The sequence below is a fragment of the Methylomonas aurea genome, assembly GCF_024505045.1.
In the GTDB taxonomy this organism is placed as follows: Bacteria; Pseudomonadota; Gammaproteobacteria; order Methylococcales; family Methylomonadaceae; genus Methylomonas; species Methylomonas aurea.
On sequence record NZ_JANIBM010000004.1, the window covers coordinates 126,949 to 148,284 of the forward strand.

General features: G+C 56.2%; 20 protein-coding genes. 13 read left to right on the forward strand and 7 right to left on the reverse strand.

From position 1 onward, the window contains the following. The first annotated feature begins 119 nt into the window (after positions 1-119). The 13 genes from NP603_RS05315 (at position 120) to NP603_RS05375 (ending at position 13,166) form a co-directional block, all read left to right on the forward strand. Positions 120-347, forward strand: coding sequence for a hypothetical protein (locus NP603_RS05315; protein ID WP_256609879.1), 228 nt, complete (start codon positions 120-122; stop codon positions 345-347). Then, positions 347-682: a hypothetical protein gene (locus NP603_RS05320; protein ID WP_256609880.1), complete on the forward strand. Its 336-nt coding sequence runs from the start codon at positions 347-349 to the stop codon at positions 680-682. Before NP603_RS05315 ends, NP603_RS05320 begins: the two co-directional genes overlap by 1 nt. Continuing rightward, positions 679-834 (forward strand): hypothetical protein, encoded by a 156-nt coding sequence (locus NP603_RS05325; RefSeq protein ID WP_256609881.1) that lies wholly within the window; start codon positions 679-681, stop codon positions 832-834. Before NP603_RS05320 ends, NP603_RS05325 begins: the two co-directional genes overlap by 4 nt. Beyond that, complete coding sequence (locus NP603_RS05330) at positions 831-2,984, forward strand: AAA family ATPase (RefSeq protein ID WP_256609882.1); 2,154 nt, start codon at positions 831-833, stop codon at positions 2,982-2,984. The genes NP603_RS05325 and NP603_RS05330 overlap by 4 nt, the downstream gene beginning before the upstream one ends. Positions 2,985-3,145: 161 nt before the next feature. Continuing rightward, on the forward strand, positions 3,146-3,553 hold the full coding sequence (locus tag NP603_RS05335) for a DUF5681 domain-containing protein (RefSeq protein WP_256609883.1): 408 nt from the start codon (positions 3,146-3,148) through the stop codon (positions 3,551-3,553). Continuing rightward, entirely contained in the window at positions 3,550-4,032 is a 483-nt protein-coding gene (locus NP603_RS05340; RefSeq protein WP_256609884.1) for a hypothetical protein, read from the forward strand. Before NP603_RS05335 ends, NP603_RS05340 begins: the two co-directional genes overlap by 4 nt. A gap of 1,224 nt (positions 4,033-5,256) precedes the next feature. Next, on the forward strand, positions 5,257-7,725 hold the full coding sequence (hsdR, locus tag NP603_RS05345) for an EcoAI/FtnUII family type I restriction enzme subunit R (protein ID WP_256609885.1): 2,469 nt from the start codon (positions 5,257-5,259) through the stop codon (positions 7,723-7,725). A 3-nt stretch (positions 7,726-7,728) separates the two neighbouring features. Next, positions 7,729-9,186, forward strand: a complete 1,458-nt coding sequence (locus NP603_RS05350) for a type I restriction-modification system subunit M (protein WP_256609886.1) — start codon at positions 7,729-7,731, stop codon at positions 9,184-9,186. After that, positions 9,183-10,208, forward strand: coding sequence for a PDDEXK nuclease domain-containing protein (locus NP603_RS05355; protein WP_256609887.1), 1,026 nt, complete (start codon positions 9,183-9,185; stop codon positions 10,206-10,208). The genes NP603_RS05350 and NP603_RS05355 overlap by 4 nt, the downstream gene beginning before the upstream one ends. Continuing rightward, a complete protein-coding gene (locus tag NP603_RS05360) occupies positions 10,205-11,995 on the forward strand; it encodes a restriction endonuclease subunit S (protein WP_256609888.1) in 1,791 nt (596 codons plus the stop codon). The genes NP603_RS05355 and NP603_RS05360 overlap by 4 nt, the downstream gene beginning before the upstream one ends. Further along, positions 11,992-12,453, forward strand: a complete 462-nt coding sequence (locus tag NP603_RS05365) for a hypothetical protein (protein ID WP_256609889.1) — start codon at positions 11,992-11,994, stop codon at positions 12,451-12,453. The genes NP603_RS05360 and NP603_RS05365 overlap by 4 nt, the downstream gene beginning before the upstream one ends. Continuing rightward, complete coding sequence (locus tag NP603_RS05370) at positions 12,423-12,770, forward strand: hypothetical protein (RefSeq protein WP_256609890.1); 348 nt, start codon at positions 12,423-12,425, stop codon at positions 12,768-12,770. Before NP603_RS05365 ends, NP603_RS05370 begins: the two co-directional genes overlap by 31 nt. A 27-nt stretch (positions 12,771-12,797) precedes the next feature. Beyond that, positions 12,798-13,166: a hypothetical protein gene (locus NP603_RS05375; protein WP_256609891.1), complete on the forward strand. Its 369-nt coding sequence runs from the start codon at positions 12,798-12,800 to the stop codon at positions 13,164-13,166. A gap of 238 nt (positions 13,167-13,404) precedes the next feature. Here NP603_RS05375 and NP603_RS05380 read toward each other — a convergent pair whose 3' ends face one another. From NP603_RS05380 to folE2, 7 genes are all read right to left on the reverse strand, one after another. After that, positions 13,405-14,124: a hypothetical protein gene (locus NP603_RS05380; protein WP_256609892.1), complete on the reverse strand. Its 720-nt coding sequence runs from the start codon at positions 14,122-14,124 to the stop codon at positions 13,405-13,407. Positions 14,125-14,132: 8 nt separating this feature from the next. Next, entirely contained in the window at positions 14,133-14,687 is a 555-nt protein-coding gene (locus tag NP603_RS05385; protein WP_256609893.1) for a cyclin-dependent kinase inhibitor 3 family protein, read from the reverse strand. A 94-nt stretch (positions 14,688-14,781) separates the two neighbouring features. Beyond that, positions 14,782-16,044, reverse strand: a complete 1,263-nt coding sequence (locus NP603_RS05390; RefSeq protein ID WP_256609894.1) for a PKD domain-containing protein — start codon at positions 16,042-16,044, stop codon at positions 14,782-14,784. Positions 16,045-16,352: 308 nt separating this feature from the next. Beyond that, positions 16,353-18,578: a TonB-dependent receptor gene (locus NP603_RS05395; RefSeq protein WP_256609895.1), complete on the reverse strand. Its 2,226-nt coding sequence runs from the start codon at positions 18,576-18,578 to the stop codon at positions 16,353-16,355. 82 nt (positions 18,579-18,660) lie between these two features. After that, positions 18,661-19,374 carry a hypothetical protein gene (locus NP603_RS05400; protein WP_256609896.1) on the reverse strand — a complete coding sequence of 238 codons (714 nt, stop codon included), beginning with the start codon at positions 19,372-19,374 and terminating at the stop codon, positions 18,661-18,663. 141 nt (positions 19,375-19,515) lie between these two features. Next, positions 19,516-20,520, reverse strand: a complete 1,005-nt coding sequence (locus NP603_RS05405; RefSeq protein ID WP_256609897.1) for a CobW family GTP-binding protein — start codon at positions 20,518-20,520, stop codon at positions 19,516-19,518. Between the two features lie 13 nt (positions 20,521-20,533). Continuing rightward, positions 20,534-21,322: a GTP cyclohydrolase FolE2 gene (gene folE2, locus NP603_RS05410; RefSeq protein WP_256609898.1), complete on the reverse strand. Its 789-nt coding sequence runs from the start codon at positions 21,320-21,322 to the stop codon at positions 20,534-20,536. Between the last annotated feature and the right edge of the window lie 14 nt (positions 21,323-21,336).

Consider the following 21,336-nt stretch of genomic DNA (forward strand, 5'->3'; position numbering starts at 1 on the left):
ATTTAGTACATTTTAAGCCAAACCACCGTTTAATCGACCCTATAAGCAGAAAAATTGCCTCAGCCGCAAGCGACAACAGTTAGCGGCGATTCACTAAATCTGAATCTAAGAGGTAATTTATGACCAATGCAGCAACACAAACCGCCCAAACCGCAAACCGTTTAATTCCCGTTCCAGACTGGAATAAACACCATTCCTGGCCGCCACAAGGCGGATTGCGGCATTTAATCTTCAACGAAAAAACTAACGGCTTTGCCAGTGCGTTTAAACGGGTTGGCCGCCGGGTGTTAATCGATGAAGCGGAGTTTTTCGCTTGCGTCGAACGTCAAAACCAAGGGGGTAAATAATGAAAGCCCCCAATCTACCCAGAACCGATACCCTGACAGGCCGCGCCCTGATGCGTTTAATGGCTGGTCGCAAATTCACCCACCGCGATTTTCAAAACGAAACGGCAAGCTATCGGCTTTCAGGCTATATCGAACAGTTACGCAACCGCCACGGGTGGCCGATTGAATCCGCCGAGGAAACCGCACCGACCAAAGACCCAACCGGCAGAAAGGCCACCTATGCCCGTTACAGCTTAGACCCAGCGTTTTTACAAAGCGCCAGGGCTGAAATGGGGGAGAGGTTCGATAACTTTATCGAGGCAGTTAAACGGTTTGAAGCCAAGGCGGAGAAATGACCCGACAAAGACAAGCCGCCACCGGACGCAACCGGGAAGCGGCCTTCTTCAGAATATTGCAGCGCAATTTTACCGGAACCATCAAACGCATAAAGCTGGAATTTATCCGCTTGCCGGTGTGGTGGCGGATAGCGTGGGGTGTTTTACTATGAACGGTAGCAACCTTGCGTCATTCACTGGCGCGGGGTTGGCTTTAGTGCCAATCCCACCAATAAACGGCAGGCCCACCAAAGCGCCACGCGTCAAAGGCTGGAATATGCCGAAAAGCGCGGAAAATCCCAACGGCTACAGCGCAAACCTTGACGACTTCGGCAACACCAGCGGCTTTAACTTCGGTCTGTACCATGGTGCATCGAATACGCTGGCGCTCGACCTGGATGATGTGGAACGGGCGCGAAAGGTGTTCGAAGAGCTGACCGACTTCCAGCTTTTTGACTGGCTAGAAAGCGAACAGCGGGCCGAAGTCAAAAGCCCGAAGCCGAACCGGGCGAAGTTGCTGTTCAAACTGCCGGCAGGGTTCCAAGCCCCTGGCGTTAAGCAGTGCAAGAAACCCAAAGCCGGCAAGCCGAAAGAATACGATGTGATTTTCGAGCTTCGATGCGGCGACGGGGCGCAAGATGTCATTGTCGGCGAGCATCCAGATTACCCCGGCCAGCGGTATCAATTTATCGGCAACCCAGCAGCGATACCGGAAGCGCCGCCGGTCTTGCTGGATATGCTGCAACACTGGGACGCCTGGAAGCCTTGTTTTGATTCTGCCTTGGGTATCGAGCCAAAACCGCCGGACATCGCACCACGACAGCCACAGCCAGCCGAACAGTTAGCCGGCAGACGTGACCCTATCCAAGCGTTTAACCAGTCTTTTACGCTGGCCGATGTTTTGACCCGGAACGGCTACCAGCAGAAAGGCCGGGATAGATTCATCCGACCGGGCAGCGCATCCAAAGCGCCGGGCGTTGCCATCATGCGGCATTGTGCCGACGGTATCGAGCGGATTTATTCGCATGGCGGCGACCTGTTGAACGACGGCTTCGCGCACGACGCCTTCGATTGCTTCCGCTTGCTGGAATGTGGCGGCGACTTTGCCGCGGCGCTTAACTGGAACCCTGAAATCACGCAACACAATCAGCGGCTACACAGGCAGGAACAGGCCGGAATCGCGCCAGAATTGCCACAGAGCGGCGGCGAGCGACCTGGACAAGCCGAGCCAAGGCAATCGGCAGCCTGGCAGCCATTCCCACTCATTCCGGCGCATCGTTTGACTGCGGAGCCGGTCGCGATTGATTGGCTACTGGAAAACATCATCGAGCGCGGCAGCCTGAATCTGTTGTTTGGCGAACCGGGCGCGGGCAAGTCGTTATTCGCCTTGGATTGGGCGTTTTGCATGGCGGCGGGTATAGCCTGGCATGGCTGCCGCACCAAACCGGTTGATGTCGTTGTCGTGGCCGGCGAAGGGCATGCAGGCATGGCGCGGCGGCTTAAGGCGTTAGAGTCAAAATATCAACGGCAAGCGCCGGAACGGTTATTTATCAGCCAACGACCGGCCAACCTGATTGACGAGACAAACGCGCAATGGATAGCCGACACCATCAAGGCCAGTTGTGCCAATCCTGGCTTGGTGATTGTCGACACCTTGCACCGCAACATGGACGGCGACGAGAACAGCAGCCAAGACATAGGCCGGTTTATCGCCAACCTGGACGGCTTTTTTAAGCCTTTGGGCGCGGCGGTCTTGGTCGTTCACCATAGCGGGCATGGTGATAAGCAGCGGAGCCGAGGCAGTTCCAGCATACGCGCGGCCATGGACGGCGAATTTTCCGCCACCAAGGACGGCGGCGCGATTGTCCTGGCTTGCCACAAGGCCAAAGACTTCGAAGCCTTCAAGCCGCTGCAATTCAGCCTAAAACCGATTGATTTGGAATGGTGCGACGATGACGGCGAACCGCTGACCAGCGTTTATCTAGTGCATGACGGCGAAGCCAAGCCCACCGCCAAAAAGCGGAAATTATCGGCGCGGGACGATGCCATTTTAACCAGTCTAAGCGAAGCCATCGCGGCGCATGGGGTAGAGCCGACCGCCGAGATAAAAGCCAAGTTTGGCGGTTTTGATTCCTTGCGCGGCAATCAGCAAAAAATCGTCAATATCGAGCATTGGCGGGAACTAGCCTACAAGGCCATCGTGGTTGATACCAATACCGAGGATGCCAAGCGTAAAGCGTTCAAGCGATGCCGCGACAAGCTGCTAAATCAGGGCTTTACCGTTGAATACGATGCTTATGCTTGGCGGATTTTCGAATGGTAGCGGACGGACAACGGACAGGACCGGACAAAATTAAAAGTTGTCCGGGGTTAATAGCCGGACGGACACGGACACACTTCTATAGAAGTGTCCGGTTGTCCGGTAACCTGTCCAACCCCGCAGACTGGTTAAAACATCACTGAAACATGCAGAGATAGAACACTATGCCCACGCCAAAATTCAAACCCGGCCAAAGTGGAAACCCGGCAGGCCGGCCGAAAGACAAAACCCCGGCGACATTGCTCAGGAAAGCGATTGCCGACGATATGCCGGACGTTGTTAGAAAGCTGGTCGAATTAGCGAAGGAAGGCGATGTGCAGGCCGCTAAAGTGCTATTAGACCGAATATGCCCACCGCTTAGGCCGCAAGCCTTGCCGGTCAATATCGAAACCGGCGCCACCCTGCCGGAAACCGGCGGCAATGTCGTTAATGCCACACTAAACGGCAGTATTGCGCCTGACGTTGGTTCGATGCTGATTCGAGCCTTGGCCGAGCAAGGCAAGCTAATCGAATTGCAGGAAATGGCCGACCGTTTGCAACGGCTTGAAAAGTTATTGGAGGCCAGACCATGAAGCCCGCCCAAGTGAACAAACTTTATGCCAAGCTGACCCCGCATGAACAAGCGGCGCTAGTCATGGAAGCCGTTGCAAGGCTTGATGAAAGCGAGGCTGATGCGATTATGGAGCAAGTCGAGCGAAAGCATTACATCGCCACCCATGCGGATTACACGCAGCGCATTCACGCCCTAACGGCGCTTATCGGGCAATATGGAATCGAGTATTGGAAAAATCGGGCGCTGATGCTGATAGCTTGCGACTATGCAGAGCAAGGCAATCCGCAAGCCGAAGCCCCGGCCTTACGGTTCCTGGCGAAATGCGTGGCGCTGGAAGCGGCGATAGTCCAAGTCTGCGAGCTGGCGAAGGTCGATATTAAGGCCATCAAGAGCATGGCCGGCTGTCCTGACGAGGAAGTTAAGCCGGAAGAGCTGGAAAAAGCGGATGCCGAGCTGGTCAAACAATATGCCGGAATGTTTGCGTCGTTGGTTTGTTAAGCCCTCGCTTGTGAAGTCGTAATAAACTTAAAATTGTGGTGCCAAAGAGCCAAATTGATGGCGTTGGCAACGTCCCCGTCATTAACTGCCCACACGGCTAGTTTAGGGTTCTTAAGGTAAAGCCCTTGTCGTTATAAGCGAATGTAAGTCATGAACTAGGCAAAAAAAACGGCCGAACCCTTGCGAGTTCAGCCGGTGCTAAACCAGCATGAAAAAATTAATTGCGCGTCAAAATATAGACAAGTCCGGCAATAATGCAAGCTAGATTCTATTGGGCTGGGCCGAATGCCTTTAACTCGTTTGGAGCGGTTTTTTTGCTCAGAGTTATACCCTTTGGGTTAACTGTCCGACTCAGCCAACTAGGCTTGCTGATTAAATCTATTTCGTAGAGATAGTTTGAACTTAATCTGTAAGGCCCGCGGGTTGTCTTGAATGCGGTTGGTTTAATGTTTTCGCTAAACATATTGATACCCCGTCTATTCCGTATAAATGGCGCCAACCGGCAATTTTTTAACCGGGTAGGGCAATAACTCCAACGCATAGAGTGTGCCAATCCCGCTAACCATTGATTGCGTGTACAGATAGCGCGCTCGAATCATGCCTTAATCGAATCTGACACCAAAAAGCTGTCATTTGCGTCAGTCAAGTGACACTTATTGGCGGCGGCGATGTAACCAAGTGCTTTTGGCGTGTCCCATGGGGCACTGGTGGGACAATTGCGGATAAATCAAGGCGAAATGTGACAACAAACGGCAAGAAACAAAACAGGCTAACAAATTGATTTAATTGTTTTTGTTTGTTGTGGTTTTTTGTAAGATATTGATTTCAACGGACTGTTAATCACTAGGTCGGCGGTTCGAGCCCGTCCGGGGGAGCCAAATAAATCAAGGGCTTACGAGAAATCGGTAAGCCCTTTTTTTTGCTACATGGCCTAGTGTAGGCAATTTGTAGGCATTTTGAGTCAATAATTCATAGTGTCGGCCAACGCTTTCGAACCCGGCATTATCGGTTTGCATCAACTCAGGACCGATTTTCTTGTTTAATCTCCCCGCTCGATCCGGATGCCTCGCTGATGATCACCGAGCGACTTTCGGGCAACGCCAAAAGCGTTCTGTACAAATCAAATCTCTAGCAGTTTTGATACGGCTTGATTTTGTTCGGTAGTTGATTGACCATTGCGGCAATTGAACGTCATATTTCCCGTAATCGACTCGCAAAATCAGGATGATCAAGAAAGGACTCAGCGAAGCTGACATCTGCGCTAAGTACATCACTCCGTATCTGATCCAAGCCGGTTGGGACGAACTAACTCAGATTCGCCGAGAGGTTTCGTTTACCAAAGGCCGTATTATCGTCCGCGGCAAACTGGTCACCCGCGGCAAGGCCAAGCGTGCTGACTACGTACTCTATTTTCAGCACTTTCCCATCGCCGTTATCGAAGCCAAGGACAATAGCCATGGCGTCGGGGATGGCATGCAGCAGGCTCTGGATTACGCCAAAATTTTGAATGTGCCTTTCGTGTTCTCCAGCAATGGCGACGGTTTTCTGTTCCACGATAAAACCGGTCAATCCAACCCCATAGAACGAGAGTTAGCCCCGGAGCAATTTCCGAGTCCTGCTCAACTTTGGCAACGTTATCGTCAATGGAAACAGCTCGATAACGACCAGGAAGGCATTGTCCTGGAACCCTATTACAACGACGGTAGCGGCAAGGAACCACGGTACTACCAACGCAACGCCATCAATGCCACCATCGAAGCCATCGCCAAAGGGCAGGAGCGCATTTTACTGGTCATGGCGACCGGCACCGGCAAAACCTATACCGCGTTCCAGATTATTTGGCGATTGTGGAAATCAAACTGGCGGCAACATCGGCAGAAGCGGGTATTGTTTCTTGCCGACCGCAACGTACTAGTCAATCAAACCATGGTTAACGACTTTCGTCCGTTCGGTCCTGCCATGGCCAAACTTAGCACCAACGCCAAAACCATCGAACGCGACGATGGCACTTTCGTTGATTTAACTACTGCCATCGACAGTAAACGCCGCATCGATACCGCTTACGAAATCTATCTCGGACTTTACCAAGCCCTGACCGGCCCTGAAGAGCGGCAAAAAATATACCGCGAGCTATCGGCCGATTTTTTCGACCTGATCATCGTCGACGAATGCCACCGCGGCAGTGCCGCCGAGGATTCGGCCTGGCGCGAAATCCTCGAGCATTTCAAACCGGCTACTCAAATCGGTTTGACCGCTACACCCAAGGAAACCGCCTACGTCTCCAACATCCATTACTTCGGCGAGCCGGTTTATACCTACTCGCTGAAACAGGGCATTAGCGACGGCTTTCTAGCCCCCTACAAAGTCATTAAAGTCCATCTGGACATCGATGTCGAAGGCTTCCGTCCGAAAAAAGGCGAAACCGACCAGCAAGGGCTCCTGATCGATGACCGTATCTACAATATTAAGGATTTCGATCGCACCATCATCATCGACAGCCGAACCCAGCGCGTCGCCAAATGGATTTCCGACTATCTTAAGCAAAGCGGCGACCGCTTCCAAAAAACCATTGTCTTCTGTGTCGATACCGAGCATGCCGCCCTGATGCGCCAAGCCCTGATCCTGGAAAATCAGGACGAGGTACTGAAAAACGACCGGTACATCATGCGTATCACCGGCGACGATGCAACCGGCATCAAACAACTCGATAACTTTATCGATCCAGAATCCACGTACCCGGTCATCGTCACCACCTCGCGCCTGTTATCCACCGGCGTCGATGCCCAAACCTGCAAACTCATCGTGATCGACCGACCGGTAGGTTCGATGACCGAGTTCAAGCAAATCCTCGGTCGCGGCACTCGAGTGTATGAAGATCTGAAAAAATTTTATTTCACCTTGGTCGATTTCCGCCAGGCCAGCGCCCACTTTGCCGACAAGGCTTTCGACGGCGAGCCGGTGCAAATCTACGAACCCGAGGAAGACGACCCGGTCTTGCCGCCCGATGACCTGCCACCCACCAGCGATCCCGACGAGCCGATTCCGGAACAGCCCGGCGACGACGAGGAGGTGCTGGTCGATCCGCCCGGACCGGAAACGGACCTGCCCGGCATCACCGAGCCGCCGCCCAAATACCGCGTCAAAGGCAAGCCGGTCAGCGTACTGAAAGAGCGCATCGAATACCTCGACGAAAACGGCAAGTTGATTACCGAATCCCTGCGCGACTTTTCTCGCAAAGCGATTCGAGCCCACTTTGCCAGTCTGGATCAGTTCTTGAAGCGTTGGAAATCTGCCGAACGCAAAGAAGCCATCATCGAAGAACTGGCGGAAGAAGGCTTGTTGCTTGAGCCGTTGTTGGAAGAAGTCGGCAAAGACCTCGACCCGTTCGATCTGATTTGCCATATCGCCTTTGATCAACCGGCCTTGACCCGCCGCGAGCGCGCCAACAACGTCAAAAAGCGCGACATCTTTACCAAATACGGCGATCAAGCCCGCGCCGTGCTGGAAGCCTTGTTGGATAAATACCAGGATGAAGGCGTCGTTGCCGGCCTGGATAATGTCAAAATACTGGAAATCGCGCCGTTCAATACCATGGGGATGCCGATTCAACTCATCAAACAATTTGGCGGCAAAGCCAACTTTGAAAACGCCGTTCACGAACTCCAAGCCGCCCTCTACGACGAAACCGCTTAATTCATGTCAGCTCGCAATACCGTTAAATCCATCCAAGACATCATGCGCCAGGATGTCGGCGTCGATGGCGACGCCCAGCGCCTCTCGCAACTGTGCTGGATGTTCTTTTTAAAAATCATCGACGATCAGGATCAACAACTGGAATTGATGCAGGACGATTACCAGTCGCCGATTCCGGAAAAATACCAGTGGCGTAATTGGGCCGCCGATCCGGAAGGCATTACCGGCGATGCCTTGATGGCCTTTATCAATACCGAACTGTTCCCGGCTCTGAAAGATTTGCTGGTGTTCGGCAAACAAGCCAATCGCATCCGCGTCGTCAAAAGCGTGTTCGAGGATGCCTACAACTATATGAAATCCGGCCAGTTGATGCGCCAGGTCATCAACAAAATCAGCAGCGTCGATTTCAACGACTTGGCCGAGCGCAAACACTTCGGCGACATCTACGAACAACTGCTCAATGACCTGCAAAGCGCCGGTAATGCCGGTGAATACTACACGCCGCGCGCCGTCACCGCCTTCATGGTCGACCGTATTGATCCCAAACCCGGCGAAATCCTGTTTGATCCATCTTGCGGTACCGGCGGCTTTCTGACCTGCGCCATTCGCCACATGCGCGACCGTTACGTTAAAAAGGTAGAAGATGAACAAGCCCTGCAAGCCAGTCTGCGCGCCGTCGAGAAAAAGCAGTTGCCGCACATGCTCTGCGTCACCAACATGCTGCTGCATGGCATCGAAGACCCCAGCTTTGTGCGCCACGACAATACCCTGGCCAAGCCTTACATCAGTTGGGGCCAAGCCGACCGTGTCGATATTATTCTGACCAATCCGCCCTTCGGTGGTCGTGAGGAAGATGGTATCGAATCCAATTTCCCGGCCCAGTTCCGCACCAAAGAGACTGCCGACCTGTTCTTGGCCTTGTTCATTCGTTTGCTAAAGCCCGGTGGCCGTGCTGCCATCGTCTTGCCGGACGGCTCGCTATTCGGCGAAGGTGTCAAAACCCGCCTCAAGGAACATCTGCTGCAAGAGTGCAACCTGCACACCATCGTCCGTCTGCCCAACAGCGTATTCAAGCCTTACGCCAGCATCGGCACCAACTTGCTGTTCTTTGAGAAAGGCCAGCCGACTCAGGACGTCTGGTTTTACGAGCATCAAGTACCGGCCACGCAAAAAGCCTATTCCATGACCAAACCCATCCGCGTCGAACATCTGCAAGGCTGCGTCGATTGGTGGGGCGGTGCAGAACGCCAAGGCCGTCAGGAAACCGAGCAAGCCTGGAAAGTCGGCATCGAGGACATCAAAGCCCGCAACTACAACCTGGATTACAAAAACCCGCACAGCGTTGCCGCTGATCATGGCGATCCGGCGGAACTGTTAGCCAAGCTGGAACAAGACGAACAAACTGTTGCCCGATTGCGGGATCAATTGAAAAGCATTCTGGCCGAGGCATTGCTGCGATGAACCAGCTTGCTACCAGCGATTTTACGGAAATTACCCAACTGATCGTCAGCGCCCGCCAACGTGCCGTGCAGGCGGTCAACACCGCGTTGATTGATTTGTATTGGCAAGTTGGCCAAGTCATCAGCCACAAGATTGCCGCTGCCGAATGGGGTGATGGCGTGGTGTCTCAGCTAGCCGCCCATCTGGCCCAGACCCAGCCTGGCTTGCGCGGGTTCACCCGTTCCAATCTATTCCGTATGCGGCAGTTTTACGAAACGTACCGGGATGACGAAAAAGTCGCACCACTGGCGCGACAATTGCCGTGGACCCATAACCTGATCATTCTCAACCAAAGCAAGCGCCCGGAAGAACGCGAGTTTTACCTGCGGCTGGCGATTGAGGAACAATGGAGCAAGCGCGAACTGGAGCGCCAACTCAAAACGGCCTTGTTCGAGCGCACCGTCCTTAATCCGCCAAAAGTGTCACCACTGGTGACACAAATTCACCCGGAAGCCCTGAGCATCTTCAAAGACAGCTATCTGGTCGAATTCCTCGACCTGCCGCACGGTCACGCCGAAGCCGATTTGCATCAAGGCTTGCTGCAACAGCTCAAGCAATTTCTGATAGAACTGGGCCGGGATTTTTGTTTTGTCGGCAGCCAATACCCGCTACAGGTCGGGGGCCGCGATTTTGCCCTGGATTTGCTGTTTTTCCATCGTGGCCTAAATTGTCTGGTGGCTATCGAACTCAAAGTCGGCCGCTTCGAGCCGGAATACCTCGGCAAGCTGGATTTTTATCTGGAAGCCCTGGACCGCGACGCCAAAAAGCCCCACGAACACCCCAGCATCGGCGTGCTGCTCTGTGCCAGCAAAGACAGCGAAGTGGTGGAATACGCCCTCAGCCGCAGCCTGTCGCCGGCGCTGATCGCCGAATACCAAACCCAATTGCCGGACAAAGCCCTGCTGCAAGCCAAGCTGCATGAATTCTACCGATTGAATTCGCCGGACGATGACGCGGCAGACGACAGCGGAGCCAGCGCATGAACCCGGAACAGCTACTACAACACTTCGACCGCATCAGCGAGGCGCCGGATGCCATTCCAAGGTTACGGCGCTTTATTCTGGATTTGGCGGTGCGGGGGAAATTGGTTGAGCAAGACCCGAATGATGAGCCTGTAGTTTGTTTGCTGGCAATCAATGATAGAGAACGACAAGATAAATCAAAATTGGATCATCGTGCTGATTTGGAGCAACAGGAGTTATTAGCGGAAGAACACCGTTGGGCGGTTCCATCATCCTGGGCTTGGCGCGGCTTGGCAGACATTGTTTTATTCATCGACTATCGCGGCAAAACTCCCACGAAAACTGCAGCAGGTGTAAGGCTTATAACCGCTAAAAATGTTAAACAAGGCTATATAAATTTGTCGCCAGATGAATTCCTTGCTGAACCCGATTACCAAAAATGGATGACACGAGGGGTTCCGAAAATAGGTGACGTTTTATTTACTACTGAAGCGCCGATGGGTAACGCGGCTGTAGTCCGGTTATCCGATAAATTTGCGTTAGCGCAACGTGTTATTTGTTTTCACCCTTACACTCAACTGAATTCTGATTTTTTAGTTTTGCAATTGCTTGCCCAACCATTTCAGTTCATCTTAGATAAGACAGCAACTGGATTAACTGCAAAAGGCATCAAGGCGGCCAAACTCAAACGTTTACCAATCGCCATTCCGCCTCTTGCCGAACAAAACCGCATCGTCGCCAAAGTCGATGAGTTGATGGCGCTGTGCGACCAGTTGCAGGCGGCGCAAACCGAGCGCGAACAAAGCCGCGACCGACTGGTAGCCGCCAGCCTGCAAAGCCTCAACCCACCGGCCGACGACGAAGCCGCCAACGCTCCGGAAACCCAGCGCGAACAAGCCCGCTTCCTCTTCAACCACCTGCCGCGCCTCACCACCCGCCCGGCCCACATCAAACAACTGCGCCAAACCATCCTCAACCTCGCCGTGCGCGGCAAGCTGGTTGCTCAAGACCCGAATGATGAGCCAGTCAGCATTACGCTTGAAAAATCGCGCGCTCAAAATTTTAAACGATGGAATGAAGATCTACTGAATAGGGGTATAGATGGAAGTAAGAAATGCCCTTCCCGATACAAAGAACTGACCGAGCCAAATACCAAGGTTTTATTCGCATTACCAATGCTCTGGAATTGGGTTTGTTGGGAAAGTATTTTAGCCTTTGGAGAGGGAACGTTTAAACGAGGCCCTTTTGGTAGCGCGTTGACGAAATCAATATTTGTTTCATCTGGCTATAAAGTCTATGAACAGTATTGTCCTATAAATGACGATTGTTCTTTCGCTCGCTATTACATTACGCCTGAAAAATTCAAAGAGCTGGAGGGGTTTGCAGTTAAAGCGGGCGATTTTTTAATTAGTTGTTCTGGCGTTACGTTGGGTCGTATAACGCAAGTACCAAACGACTACGAAGAAGGTGTAATTAACCAAGCTTTGCTGCGCGTTAGGACAGATAAAACACTTGTCGATGATGCATTTTTTAAAATGTTATTTCGGTCCCCATATTTTCAAACACAGATATTTAGTAATTCAATGGGAATGGCAATTCCTAATGTGAAAGGGGTTGCGGAGTTAAAAGCTATACCGTTACCTCTCCCCCCACTAGCCGAACAACACCGCATCGTCGCCAAAGTCGATGAACTGATGGCGCTGTGCGACCAACTGGAAACCCAGCTCGCCGACACCGCCAATGACAGCCGCCGCCTGCTGGAAGCGGTGTTGCACGACGCCTTATTACCCGCCGACGTTGCCGCATGACTGGCACGCCCGCTTTTCAACGCTACATGGGTATCGATTATTCCGGCGCGGAAACCGCCGATTCCAGTTTGAAGGGCTTGCGGGTTTATCTGGCCGGTACGGACGGCGATGCCGAGGAAATGCAGCCGTCGCCCGGTCCGAAAAAGTATTGGACGCGGCGCGGTATTGCCGAATGGTTGCTGGAGCAGTTGCGGCAGGATACTCCTAGCTTGGTCGGTATCGACCACGGTTTCTCCTTTCCGTTGCGCTATTTTGAAGCGCATCATCTGCCGCCGGATTGGCCGAATTTTTTGGACGATTTCCAGCGCCACTGGCCGACCGACGCGCCGCACACCTATGTCGATTGCGTTCGCCACGGCTCGGTCGGCGACGGTGCGGCAGCGCACGCTGGTGGCGGATTTGCGAGGAGCGCTGCAAGGCCAAGTCGGTGTTTCATTTCGACGTGCAAGGTTCGGTAGCCAAATCCACGCATGCCGGCATTCCCTGGCTGCGCTATTTACGTCGCGAGTTGGGTGAGTCCGTACATTTTTGGCCGTTCGACGGCTGGTTTATTCAAACCGGCCAGTCCGCCATCGTTGAAGCCTATCCCTCGCTGTATAAGCAGCAATTCCCGCTCGAAAACCGCACTGGCGATCAGCACGACGCCTACAGCATTGCCGCCTGGATGCGCCAAAAAGACCGAAGCGGGCAATTATCCAGTTACCTGTCGCCCGAATTGCCGGGCAACATCAAAGGCATTGCCGGCGTGGAAGGCTGGATATTGGGTGTGACCTAAGCTTTATTGGGACAGAGTAGACGATGGATGACCGTGCTTTGTTTTGCTCGCTGGATACCGATGGTGTCGCGCACCTTATTTCGCAAGCCCAGTCAGCGGTTTGTTATGCGGCGCCGGGCATCCGTTTACCGGTCGCACAGTGCGGGCCGGCTGGGGCCGAAACTGATCACGGTCTGTCTGGACTTTGACGAGCGGGTGATCCGCATGGGTTATGGCGATTTTACCGCCGTGGAATTGTTGCGCGACACCGGAGTCGCCAGTGAAAAACAGCAGTTTTGGGGCTATCTTGGTGTTAAGAGCGGAAGTTTTTACACTACATTTGGCCTATTAACCCCCTTTCTATGTTTTTTCACGACCTACTTGTTGGGTTGGGCGATACCAACCCGATTTATTTAATTAGTCCAACCATTGAACACACCCGACAAACCAACCGTAATTCCGGACGCCTCCGCCATGCTGGAATGCCTGTGCCAAACCGCCGAGCAGACTTTGGAACGCCAAACGCCGTTTGGGCCATTACGCGGTGATTTGGCAGGATGGCCGGACGGTGTTGGTTGGGGACGACGTTCCTGAGGCCGAAGCCAATGGCGGTTCGAGCCCGTAGTATTGCCGGCGGATTTCGCTAACGATCCGTTCAATTCACCGCGTCATCTGCAATGCCAAAATGATCGGATAAGCGTCCGGCCATATCCGCTTTGCGGGCGATCATTTTTGCCGCCAGATTAGGCGTGCCGCCGTGGTCGAGGACGGTTCGGCGAATCGATTCGTCTGAAATCCCCGTGACGACCCGAATCGCTGCGGCGATGTCGGCTGGCGTCATGCCGCCGAATAGGGTGACGGCGTGCGGGTTGCCGGCGTTCAGCCGTAATTGATCGAGTTCGTCGACCCGGTCGGCGAAGGCTTTGCCTTTCGGGTCGCCTTGGGCGCGGAAGGCTAGGGCACCGCCCAGGTCCAACGTCAGTACCTGGCCGCCGGCCACGCCCTGGTTGTCGCCGTGGTAGCCGGCGGCGTCCCAGTTGGCGGTCCAGGCGTGGACGCCGAACCAGCGTTGCGCCTGCCGGCGTTCGCCGGCGTCGAGATGGGCGACGCAGGTCTTGTCGAGTGCGATCCACTCGGTGGCAATCTGGTCCGGCGCCCGTGTGGCGACGTAAGTCAAGGTCGGAGCGCCGGCCAGTTGATAGAGCTGGGCGGCGAGCCATTCGTTGCGGGCATGGGCCGGGGATTCCAGCGTCTTGACGTAATAACGCTTGCCGGATGGGTCTTGAAAGATGCCGGCCGGGTTGCTGCCCAGTTGTCCGCCCACCCGTTGCAGCGCGGCGGTGTCGATGGCCGGCAAATCCCTGCTAATCGCCATGCGCCGGCTCAGGGCATGGGCTGGGTACGGCGGACCACGGCCAGTTGCGCCGGGGTTTCGATCGCGCCTTTACGCGCGCCGCGCACGGTTTGAATCGCATCGTCCGGCGGCATGCCCAGTTCCGCCAGCAGGCGGGCAGCGATCATGCCGGCCCGGCCCAAGCCGCCCTTGCAATGCACCAGCACGTCGCCGCCGCTGCGCAACAGGTCGCGGATGTCTCGGCCGTGGCTTGCCCATTGCTGTTCGAAATCGTGGCCAGGTATCGAAAAGTCGGCAATCGGCAGATGCCGCCAGTCGATGCCGCGCCGTTTAATTTCGTGGCCCAGTTGCGGCACCTTGAGTGCGACCAGTTCCGCCGGTTCGACCAGCGTCAACACCAGTTTGGCACCCCAGGCGGCGATGGCATCAAGATCGATGCCCAGGTCGCGCTCCCAGGCTCCGGTATGGGCGAAACGGTCGTGTTTGCCGGGACAAAAGGTAATGCCGATCCTGCCGTGGGCCGGGCTGGCCCGCACTTCGGCGATTTGCAAAGGGTGGTTATGGCTGGTGCGTACGGTGGCCATGTTCGATCCTGACGAGTTAACAACGCTCGGGCTGCGAGTGTAGCATGGCGCTAGCAACCGACGGCCGAGAATACCGAGCGCCAGGATTGCGCGTTTAACGCCGGGTCGGGTAGCACAGACGCAGCGTGCAGCGGGCTTGGGCCAGCTTGCCGTCCTGGACGTTGATGGTGCCGTTGCCGTCCAGGTCGCGGACGTCGTTGGCGGTCGCCTGCGGGCTTTTACTGGCCGCGGCCAGAATCAGCGCGATGTCGATCCGATCGATATCGCCGTCCAGATCGATGTCGCCCAAGGCCGGCACGCTGAAGGTGACTTCGTCATAGCCGGGATTGGCGCCGTCGCTTACCGTCAGTTTGAAGGTGTAATTGCCGGTTTTAAGCGGCAGGAAGCTCGGCGTCGCGGTCGCGGCACCGACCAGGGTCACGGCCGGGCCTTGAGTTTGCTGCCAGGCGTAGCTGAGCGGACTCGGGCCGGGTTGCGGATCGCTGCTGGCGCTGCCGTTCAGGCCGACGCTGCTGTTCAGGCGGATCACCCGATCGGCGCCGGCATTGGCTTTTGGCAGTAATTGCGGCGGCGGAGGCGGTGGCAGAGTGTCTACCAGATCGAGCAGGGCGGCGGAATAATCGGCGGCGCTCAGGCCGGCGTTGAACAGCACGTAAAACGGGTTGGAGGCCTGGCTGCGCTGGTTGGAGGTGACTTGTAGCTCCACCAAATAGGCACCGACCGGGCCGCCGGCCACGCCGATCGCGCTTTCCAGAAAGAAGTTTAAATGGGTGTGCAGGCTGCCCTGGTTATTGGCGGCGTCGACGATCATTTCGGCTTTGCCGCCGATGCCGCTACCGGTAAAGAAGGTGAAGCTTTCCTGGCCGCTGCCGGGCGCGAAACAGAACAGTTGGCCGCCGCATTGGTTGTAATCGGTGATTACCGTGGCCGGATCGATGCCGCCGGCCAATTTGATGCGGACGTTGCCGGGCGCGTCGGCCCAGGCGCCGGCGGCACTGCTCCAGTAGCGCAATTTGCCGATGGCCCGGTAGCGCACCAGTTCGGCGGGATTCAGCATGTTTTGCACGGCTTGGAAGCCGGGATTGGGGGTTTTGTTCGGGCCGCCGGAAAAGTCGCGGAAATCGCTCAAAAACACCATTTTGCCGGTGGCGCCTTCGATCGGCAGCGTATTCGGCGGCAAGTTCAGGCCGGCGACCAGTTGCCCCAGATCGCAGCCGACTGCGCCCGGCGTGCGGCAGAAGCCGGCCTGCATCGCATTGCCGCCGCCCCAGATTTCCACGTCCAGATGCACCGCTTGCGCCGGAGCGGACAAACCGAGCAGCAAGGCCAGGGTGTACAGCGATTGATCGGCTGCCATTCCGCCTGGGGCGGACTTGGGCGCCGGGGCGGTAACGGTTGAAGAGGCTGAGCAGATTGTTTTGTTCCTATTAACCCGACTGTTAAATACCGTTCGCCCTGAGTGCGTCGAAGGGCGCGCCACCTTGGGCTTCGACAAGCTCAGCCCGAACGGAATACCGGTAACGAATCCCTCGTTGGATTTCCGCTGTTGCGGAGTTGAAGGCACCAGGAAATCTGAGAGTCGGGTTAAGAATGATCGCGGAATCGAAGAACACATCGGTTTAACTCCTGGATGGCGGTAGGGTTGAAGGAAAGGCGGCGAAACGGTTAGAACGTGGCGCGGAAACCGAGCACGACGCTGCGGCCCGGCTCCGGCGCGAAATTGCGTAGAAACGAAACCGAGCTGCGGATTTCCTCGTTGAGCAGATTGTTGGCCTTGGCGAACAGCCAAAGATCCAGCGGCTCCAGGCCGCGCCAGTGGTAGTCGGCGGAGGCGCTGAGCAAGTGGTAGCCTGGGGTGGCGGTTTCGTCGTTGCCCGGTCGGTTTTGCATTTGGCCCCTGGTGTAACGTAGCGCGGCGTTCCAGCGCTGGCCGCCGAAGCCGATTTCCGCGCCCAGCCGCAGCGGCGGCAGGCGCGGCACGTCATCATCGATAAATCGGCCACGGACGAAATCGGAGAACACGGTCAGCTTCAATTGGCCGAAACGGGTATCGGCCAGAGTGGTCTGGGCCTCGGCTTCGTAACCCAGGAATAAGGCGTCGCGCTGGCTGTAGGCGTAGACCGGCAGACACTCGATCAGGTTGACGCAGGCCGGGTAGAACTGGGCTTCGTGGTAATTGTAAAAAGCCTCGGGCTGGCGCTTTTGGTAAATATAATTTTCGGTCCAGTTGGCGTAGGCGTTGATTTTCGCCGCCAGCCTTTCGCTGTGCCAATCCAAGCCGAGGTCGGCCAGATTGGCGGTCTCGTTGCCGAGACGAACATTGCCGATCTCGAAACTGCGGGTCGACAGGTGCGGACCCAGCGCCAGCAATTCCTGAATGTCCGGCGAACGCTTGGCCCGGCTCAGCGACAGGCTCAGCGTGGCGGCCTTTGAAGCCTGCCAGTTGGCCGCCAACGAGATCGAGTCGGCGCGGAAATTCAACGAGTCCGGCAAGGCTACGTCCGGGTAGATCGAAGCCTGTCCGGGTGGCGCCGGAAAGGCCAGTTGCGCGGCGGTCGGGTCGATACGGCTGCGTTCGGTACGCAAACCCAGTTCGAATTGCCACTGGCCGAATTTCAGTTTTTGCAGGCTGAACAGGCCCAGCGTATCGCCGTTGGTGGGCGGCACGAAACTCTCCACGCCCAGCGCCGAAAAGTAGCGGTCCTGCCATTGGGCGCCGAGGGTGCCGGACCAGGGTTCCAGAACATGGTGTTCGATCTCGAAGCGGCCCTCGCCGACCTGATTGTTGAAGGTGGTAAACGGCAGCCGGCCTTCCAGCTCGGTGTGGGTGTAATCGACCAGGCCGTAGCGGAACGCGGCTTTGTCGATGCCGCGTAGCGGTGCGTACCATTCGCTTTTGAAGTCGTAGCGGGTCTGGCGCATGTCGATCCGAATGTCGGGATTCAGCGCTTCCAGGCTCAGAATGTCGGCGAACTGCTCCAGCAAGGCCGGGTCGATGTCCGGCAGGATCAGTTCCAGGCCGTCCAGGCTGCTCGGGTCGACGCCGTGGCTGCTTTTCGGAATGCCGTAGCGGTTGGTGAAATGGCCGACCGACATGCCGGCCATGCCGTGATCGCCCAGCCAGGAGGCACCGAGAAAACCGCCGACGCTCTCGCTGTCGGTATTGGGGATGGTGCCGCGGGCGTTTAATACATTGCTCAGGCCGAATTGTTCGCGGACCGCGTCGGCGGCGATGGCTTCGCCGGGAATTTCGGTGTCGTTGCGGTTGCGGTGAAAACCGCCGATTTTGAACGCGAGCTGGTCCCGACCCAAATCCAGTTTGAAGCCGGCGTTGGTGCCGTCGGCGTTGGTATCGAAGCGCTGTTCCAGCGCGCCTTGCAGCAAGCGTTCCGGTACCCGTTCGGGGATGCGGTTGTCCTTGACGTTGACCATGCCGCCGATGGCGTTGCCGCCGTAGCGGATGGTGTCGGCGCCGCGCGCCACCTCGATTTGCTCGGCAAACAGCGGCTCGATGGCGCTGGCGTGGTCGGGGCTCAAAAATGACGCGTCGTGGCTGCCGATACCGTCCTGCATGATTCTGACCCGCGAACCGGTTAGGCCGCGAATCACCGGCAGGCCGACGCCGGGGCCGAAGGAGGCGTTGGCCACGCCCATTTGGTTTTGCAGGGTTTGGCCCAGATTGTCGGCTTGCTGCAACTTGAGCGCGTCGCCTTTGATCGAGTTGAAACTGGGCGTGATGCGCTGGGCCGGCGCGTCGGCAGTGACTTCCACGGCATCCAATTCGGTTTCGGGCTCCGGCGCAGCGGTCGAGACCGGATCCGGCGTGTCCGCTGCTGCGGCCGGTAATGCAGCGGATGCCGCCAGCATTATCCAAAATGCGTATGGGTTCATCGAAATTTATGCAAATTTTCGTGCCGCAATAGCGTTGCCGGGCTGGTTCAGCCCGGCAACGCTCGAGCGTTTGGTGCCTTTCTCACGCGGCCGGTTTGCGGCGGCCGAAACCCAACAGGCCGGCCATGGCCGGCGCGAACAGCCAAACCGCGCCGGGCAGAGGTACCGGTGCGGCGCTGGCCGCTTCGACAGCCAGTTCGAAGTCGGCGTGAGCCAGACCGCGGTTGAACAGGATGTGGAACGGCGTGGATGCGGTTGAGACCGGTGTGGTGCTGTCCGGCAGCGTTTCGAACAAGTGCAGGGTGATCCAGTAGGCCCCCACCGTACCGCCCAATGCATTTGACTCGTTGCGGATGGCCATGTCCAGGTGTTCATGGATGTCGCCGGCATCGTCGAACTGGCCGATCACACCGGACGCGTTTTGTACGCCGGAAGTGTTGAACGTCGTCACGTTGCCCAAAGCATCCGTCAGCTCGATGTGTTCGCCGTTAGGCACGGTGTTCGACCAGACACTGCCGTTCCAGAATTGCAAGCTATTCAAACCTGAGAACCACAGCCAATTGCCGGCACCGAAGGCGCCAGAAGCGGTGTTGGCGTCGTAGCCGGGATCATCGGTTCGGTACAAGCCGCCCGATAAGTCGCCGAAATCGGCTTCGAACCACTCGCCGTTGACGAGGACTTGGCCGTTAGCTTTCCAGGGCTGAATGTCGCCGGCGTGCTGGTCGGCTGCCGAGGCTGCCGATACGGTTAAGCTCAAACCCACTGCCAGAATGGGTGCTATCCATTGATTGCGCATGAAAAAATCTCCTTAATTATTTAAAAGTACGACGACTGAATTCGTCGGTCAGTTTGTGAACGAAGTCACGATGCAACAATATAACATCGTGCGCGATCGTTGCAATCGTTTTGCGCACGGCTGCAGCGGAAAGGCATGGATTTAAGCCGTTTCCGGGGCTAGTCGGCAGGATTCCAGAGCGTCCAGCATGTCTTGCTTGGGCAGGTTGCGACCGATGAATACCAGATTCGATTCTCTAGTCGCGCCGTCCTGCCAAGGGCTGCCGAAGTCCTGGGTCATCAACATGTGTACGCCTTGATAGATCACTCGCTTGTCGCAGCCGGCTATATTCAGAATGCCTTTGTAGCGCAACAAATCGTTGCCGTAGTCGCGCACCATGATGTCCAGAAAAGCCAAGATGCGAGCCGCATCGAGTGCCCGCTCGGTACGAAAGACGAACGAGCCGATGTCGTCCTCGTGTTCGTGGCTGACGTCTTGCAGAAAATCCGGCTCGATTTTCAGGATGTCGTCCAGGTTGAAACCGTCGATGTCCAGTATGTCGTGCAACTCGGTGGCGCCGAAATGCACGCGCTTGATCGGCGCCCTGGGGTTCATCGCCCGCAAGCGGGTTTCCAGGTCGGCAACCACTTCGGCTTCCTGCAAATCGGTTTTCGATAGCAAAATCCGGTCGGCAAAACCGACTTGTTCTTGCGCTTCGTGATGCTCTTGCAATTGCATGTGGGCATGCACCGCGTCGACCACGGTGACGATGGCGTCGAGTTTGTAATTTTCGGCGATGTCGGGTTCGATGAAAAAGGTTTGCGCCACCGGCGCCGGATCGGCCAGGCCGGTGGTTTCGATGATCACCCGCTCAAAATGCACCTCGCCGGTTTCGCGGCGCTGCGATAATTCGCCGAGGATGCGCACCAAGTCGCTGCGTACCGTGCAGCAGATGCAGCCGTTGTTCATCGTGACGATTTGCTCGTCGGCTTGCACCAGCAGTTCGTTGTCGATGCCGGTCTCGCCGAATTCGTTTTCGATCACGGCGATGCGGCGGCCGTGCTGTTCGGTCAAGATACGGTTGAGCAAGGTGGTTTTGCCGGCGCCGAGAAAGCCGGTCAAAATAGTGACCGGCACCGGGTAGTTCAATTTCAGGTCGGTTTGCATGGGAAGTCCTGGGCTAGGATTGCGGTTTGCGGCGTTCGATCAAGGCGTAAGCCGAATGGTTATGGATGGACTCGAAGTTTTCCGATTCCACCGTGTAGGCGCCGATGCGTGGGTCGGCGTCCAGCCGGGCGGCGACGTCGCGCACCATGTCCTCGACGAATTTGGGATTATCGTAGGCGTATTCGGTGACGTATTTTTCGTCCGGACGCTTCAACAGGCCGTAAATCGGCGACGAGGCCTCGGCCTCGACCAGCGCGATCAGGTCCTCCAGCCAGATGAATTGCCGGGTCGCAACGGTGACGCTGACATGGGAGCGCTGGTTGTGGGCGCCGCGTTCCGAGATTTCCTTGGAACACGGGCACAAGCTGGTCACCGGCACCACGATTTTGACTTTGGCGCGGCAACCCTGGGCGTCGATTTCGCCGATGAAGCTGACCTGATAGTCCAGCAGACTGCATACGCCGCTGACCGGCGCGGCCTTCTCGACGAAGTACGGAAAGCGCATGTCGATGTAGCCGGATTCGGCTTCCAGCCGCGTCAGCATTTCCCGCAACATCAGCGGGAACGAAGCAATGCTGATCTCCCGGTCGTGGCCGTTCAAGATTTCCACGAAGCGCGACATGTGGGTGCCCTTGAAGTCGTGCGGCAGATTCACGTACATATCAAAACGAGCCACGGTATGTTGTTCGCCGCCGTTTTTATCCTGCACCCGCACCGGATGCAGAATGTCCTTGATGCCGACTTTGTCGATGGCGATACGGCGGCTGTCGGCGCGGGCCTGGATGTCTTCGATGGGGTTCATGGTGTGCCTTAAGT

Excerpts from the sequence above, each read along its gene's own strand:
- NP603_RS05315 (WP_256609879.1), top strand. The coding sequence starts at position 120 with ATGACCAATGCAGCAACACAAACCGCCCAAACCGCAAACCGTTTAATT.
- NP603_RS05320 (WP_256609880.1), top strand. The coding sequence starts at position 347 with ATGAAAGCCCCCAATCTACCCAGAACCGATACCCTGACAGGCCGCGCC.
- NP603_RS05325 (WP_256609881.1), top strand. The coding sequence starts at position 679 with ATGACCCGACAAAGACAAGCCGCCACCGGACGCAACCGGGAAGCGGCC.
- NP603_RS05330 (WP_256609882.1), top strand. The coding sequence starts at position 831 with ATGAACGGTAGCAACCTTGCGTCATTCACTGGCGCGGGGTTGGCTTTA.
- NP603_RS05335 (WP_256609883.1), top strand. The coding sequence starts at position 3,146 with ATGCCCACGCCAAAATTCAAACCCGGCCAAAGTGGAAACCCGGCAGGC.
- NP603_RS05340 (WP_256609884.1), top strand. The coding sequence starts at position 3,550 with ATGAAGCCCGCCCAAGTGAACAAACTTTATGCCAAGCTGACCCCGCAT.
- hsdR (WP_256609885.1), top strand. The coding sequence starts at position 5,257 with ATGATCAAGAAAGGACTCAGCGAAGCTGACATCTGCGCTAAGTACATC.
- NP603_RS05350 (WP_256609886.1), top strand. The coding sequence starts at position 7,729 with ATGTCAGCTCGCAATACCGTTAAATCCATCCAAGACATCATGCGCCAG.
- NP603_RS05355 (WP_256609887.1), top strand. The coding sequence starts at position 9,183 with ATGAACCAGCTTGCTACCAGCGATTTTACGGAAATTACCCAACTGATC.
- NP603_RS05360 (WP_256609888.1), top strand. The coding sequence starts at position 10,205 with ATGAACCCGGAACAGCTACTACAACACTTCGACCGCATCAGCGAGGCG.
- NP603_RS05365 (WP_256609889.1), top strand. The coding sequence starts at position 11,992 with ATGACTGGCACGCCCGCTTTTCAACGCTACATGGGTATCGATTATTCC.
- NP603_RS05375 (WP_256609891.1), top strand. The coding sequence starts at position 12,798 with ATGACCGTGCTTTGTTTTGCTCGCTGGATACCGATGGTGTCGCGCACC.
- NP603_RS05380 (WP_256609892.1), bottom strand. The coding sequence starts at position 14,124 with ATGGCGATTAGCAGGGATTTGCCGGCCATCGACACCGCCGCGCTGCAA.
- NP603_RS05385 (WP_256609893.1), bottom strand. The coding sequence starts at position 14,687 with ATGGCCACCGTACGCACCAGCCATAACCACCCTTTGCAAATCGCCGAA.
- NP603_RS05390 (WP_256609894.1), bottom strand. The coding sequence starts at position 16,044 with ATGGCAGCCGATCAATCGCTGTACACCCTGGCCTTGCTGCTCGGTTTG.
- NP603_RS05395 (WP_256609895.1), bottom strand. The coding sequence starts at position 18,578 with ATGAACCCATACGCATTTTGGATAATGCTGGCGGCATCCGCTGCATTA.
- NP603_RS05400 (WP_256609896.1), bottom strand. The coding sequence starts at position 19,374 with ATGCGCAATCAATGGATAGCACCCATTCTGGCAGTGGGTTTGAGCTTA.
- NP603_RS05405 (WP_256609897.1), bottom strand. The coding sequence starts at position 20,520 with ATGCAAACCGACCTGAAATTGAACTACCCGGTGCCGGTCACTATTTTG.
- folE2 (WP_256609898.1), bottom strand. The coding sequence starts at position 21,322 with ATGAACCCCATCGAAGACATCCAGGCCCGCGCCGACAGCCGCCGTATC.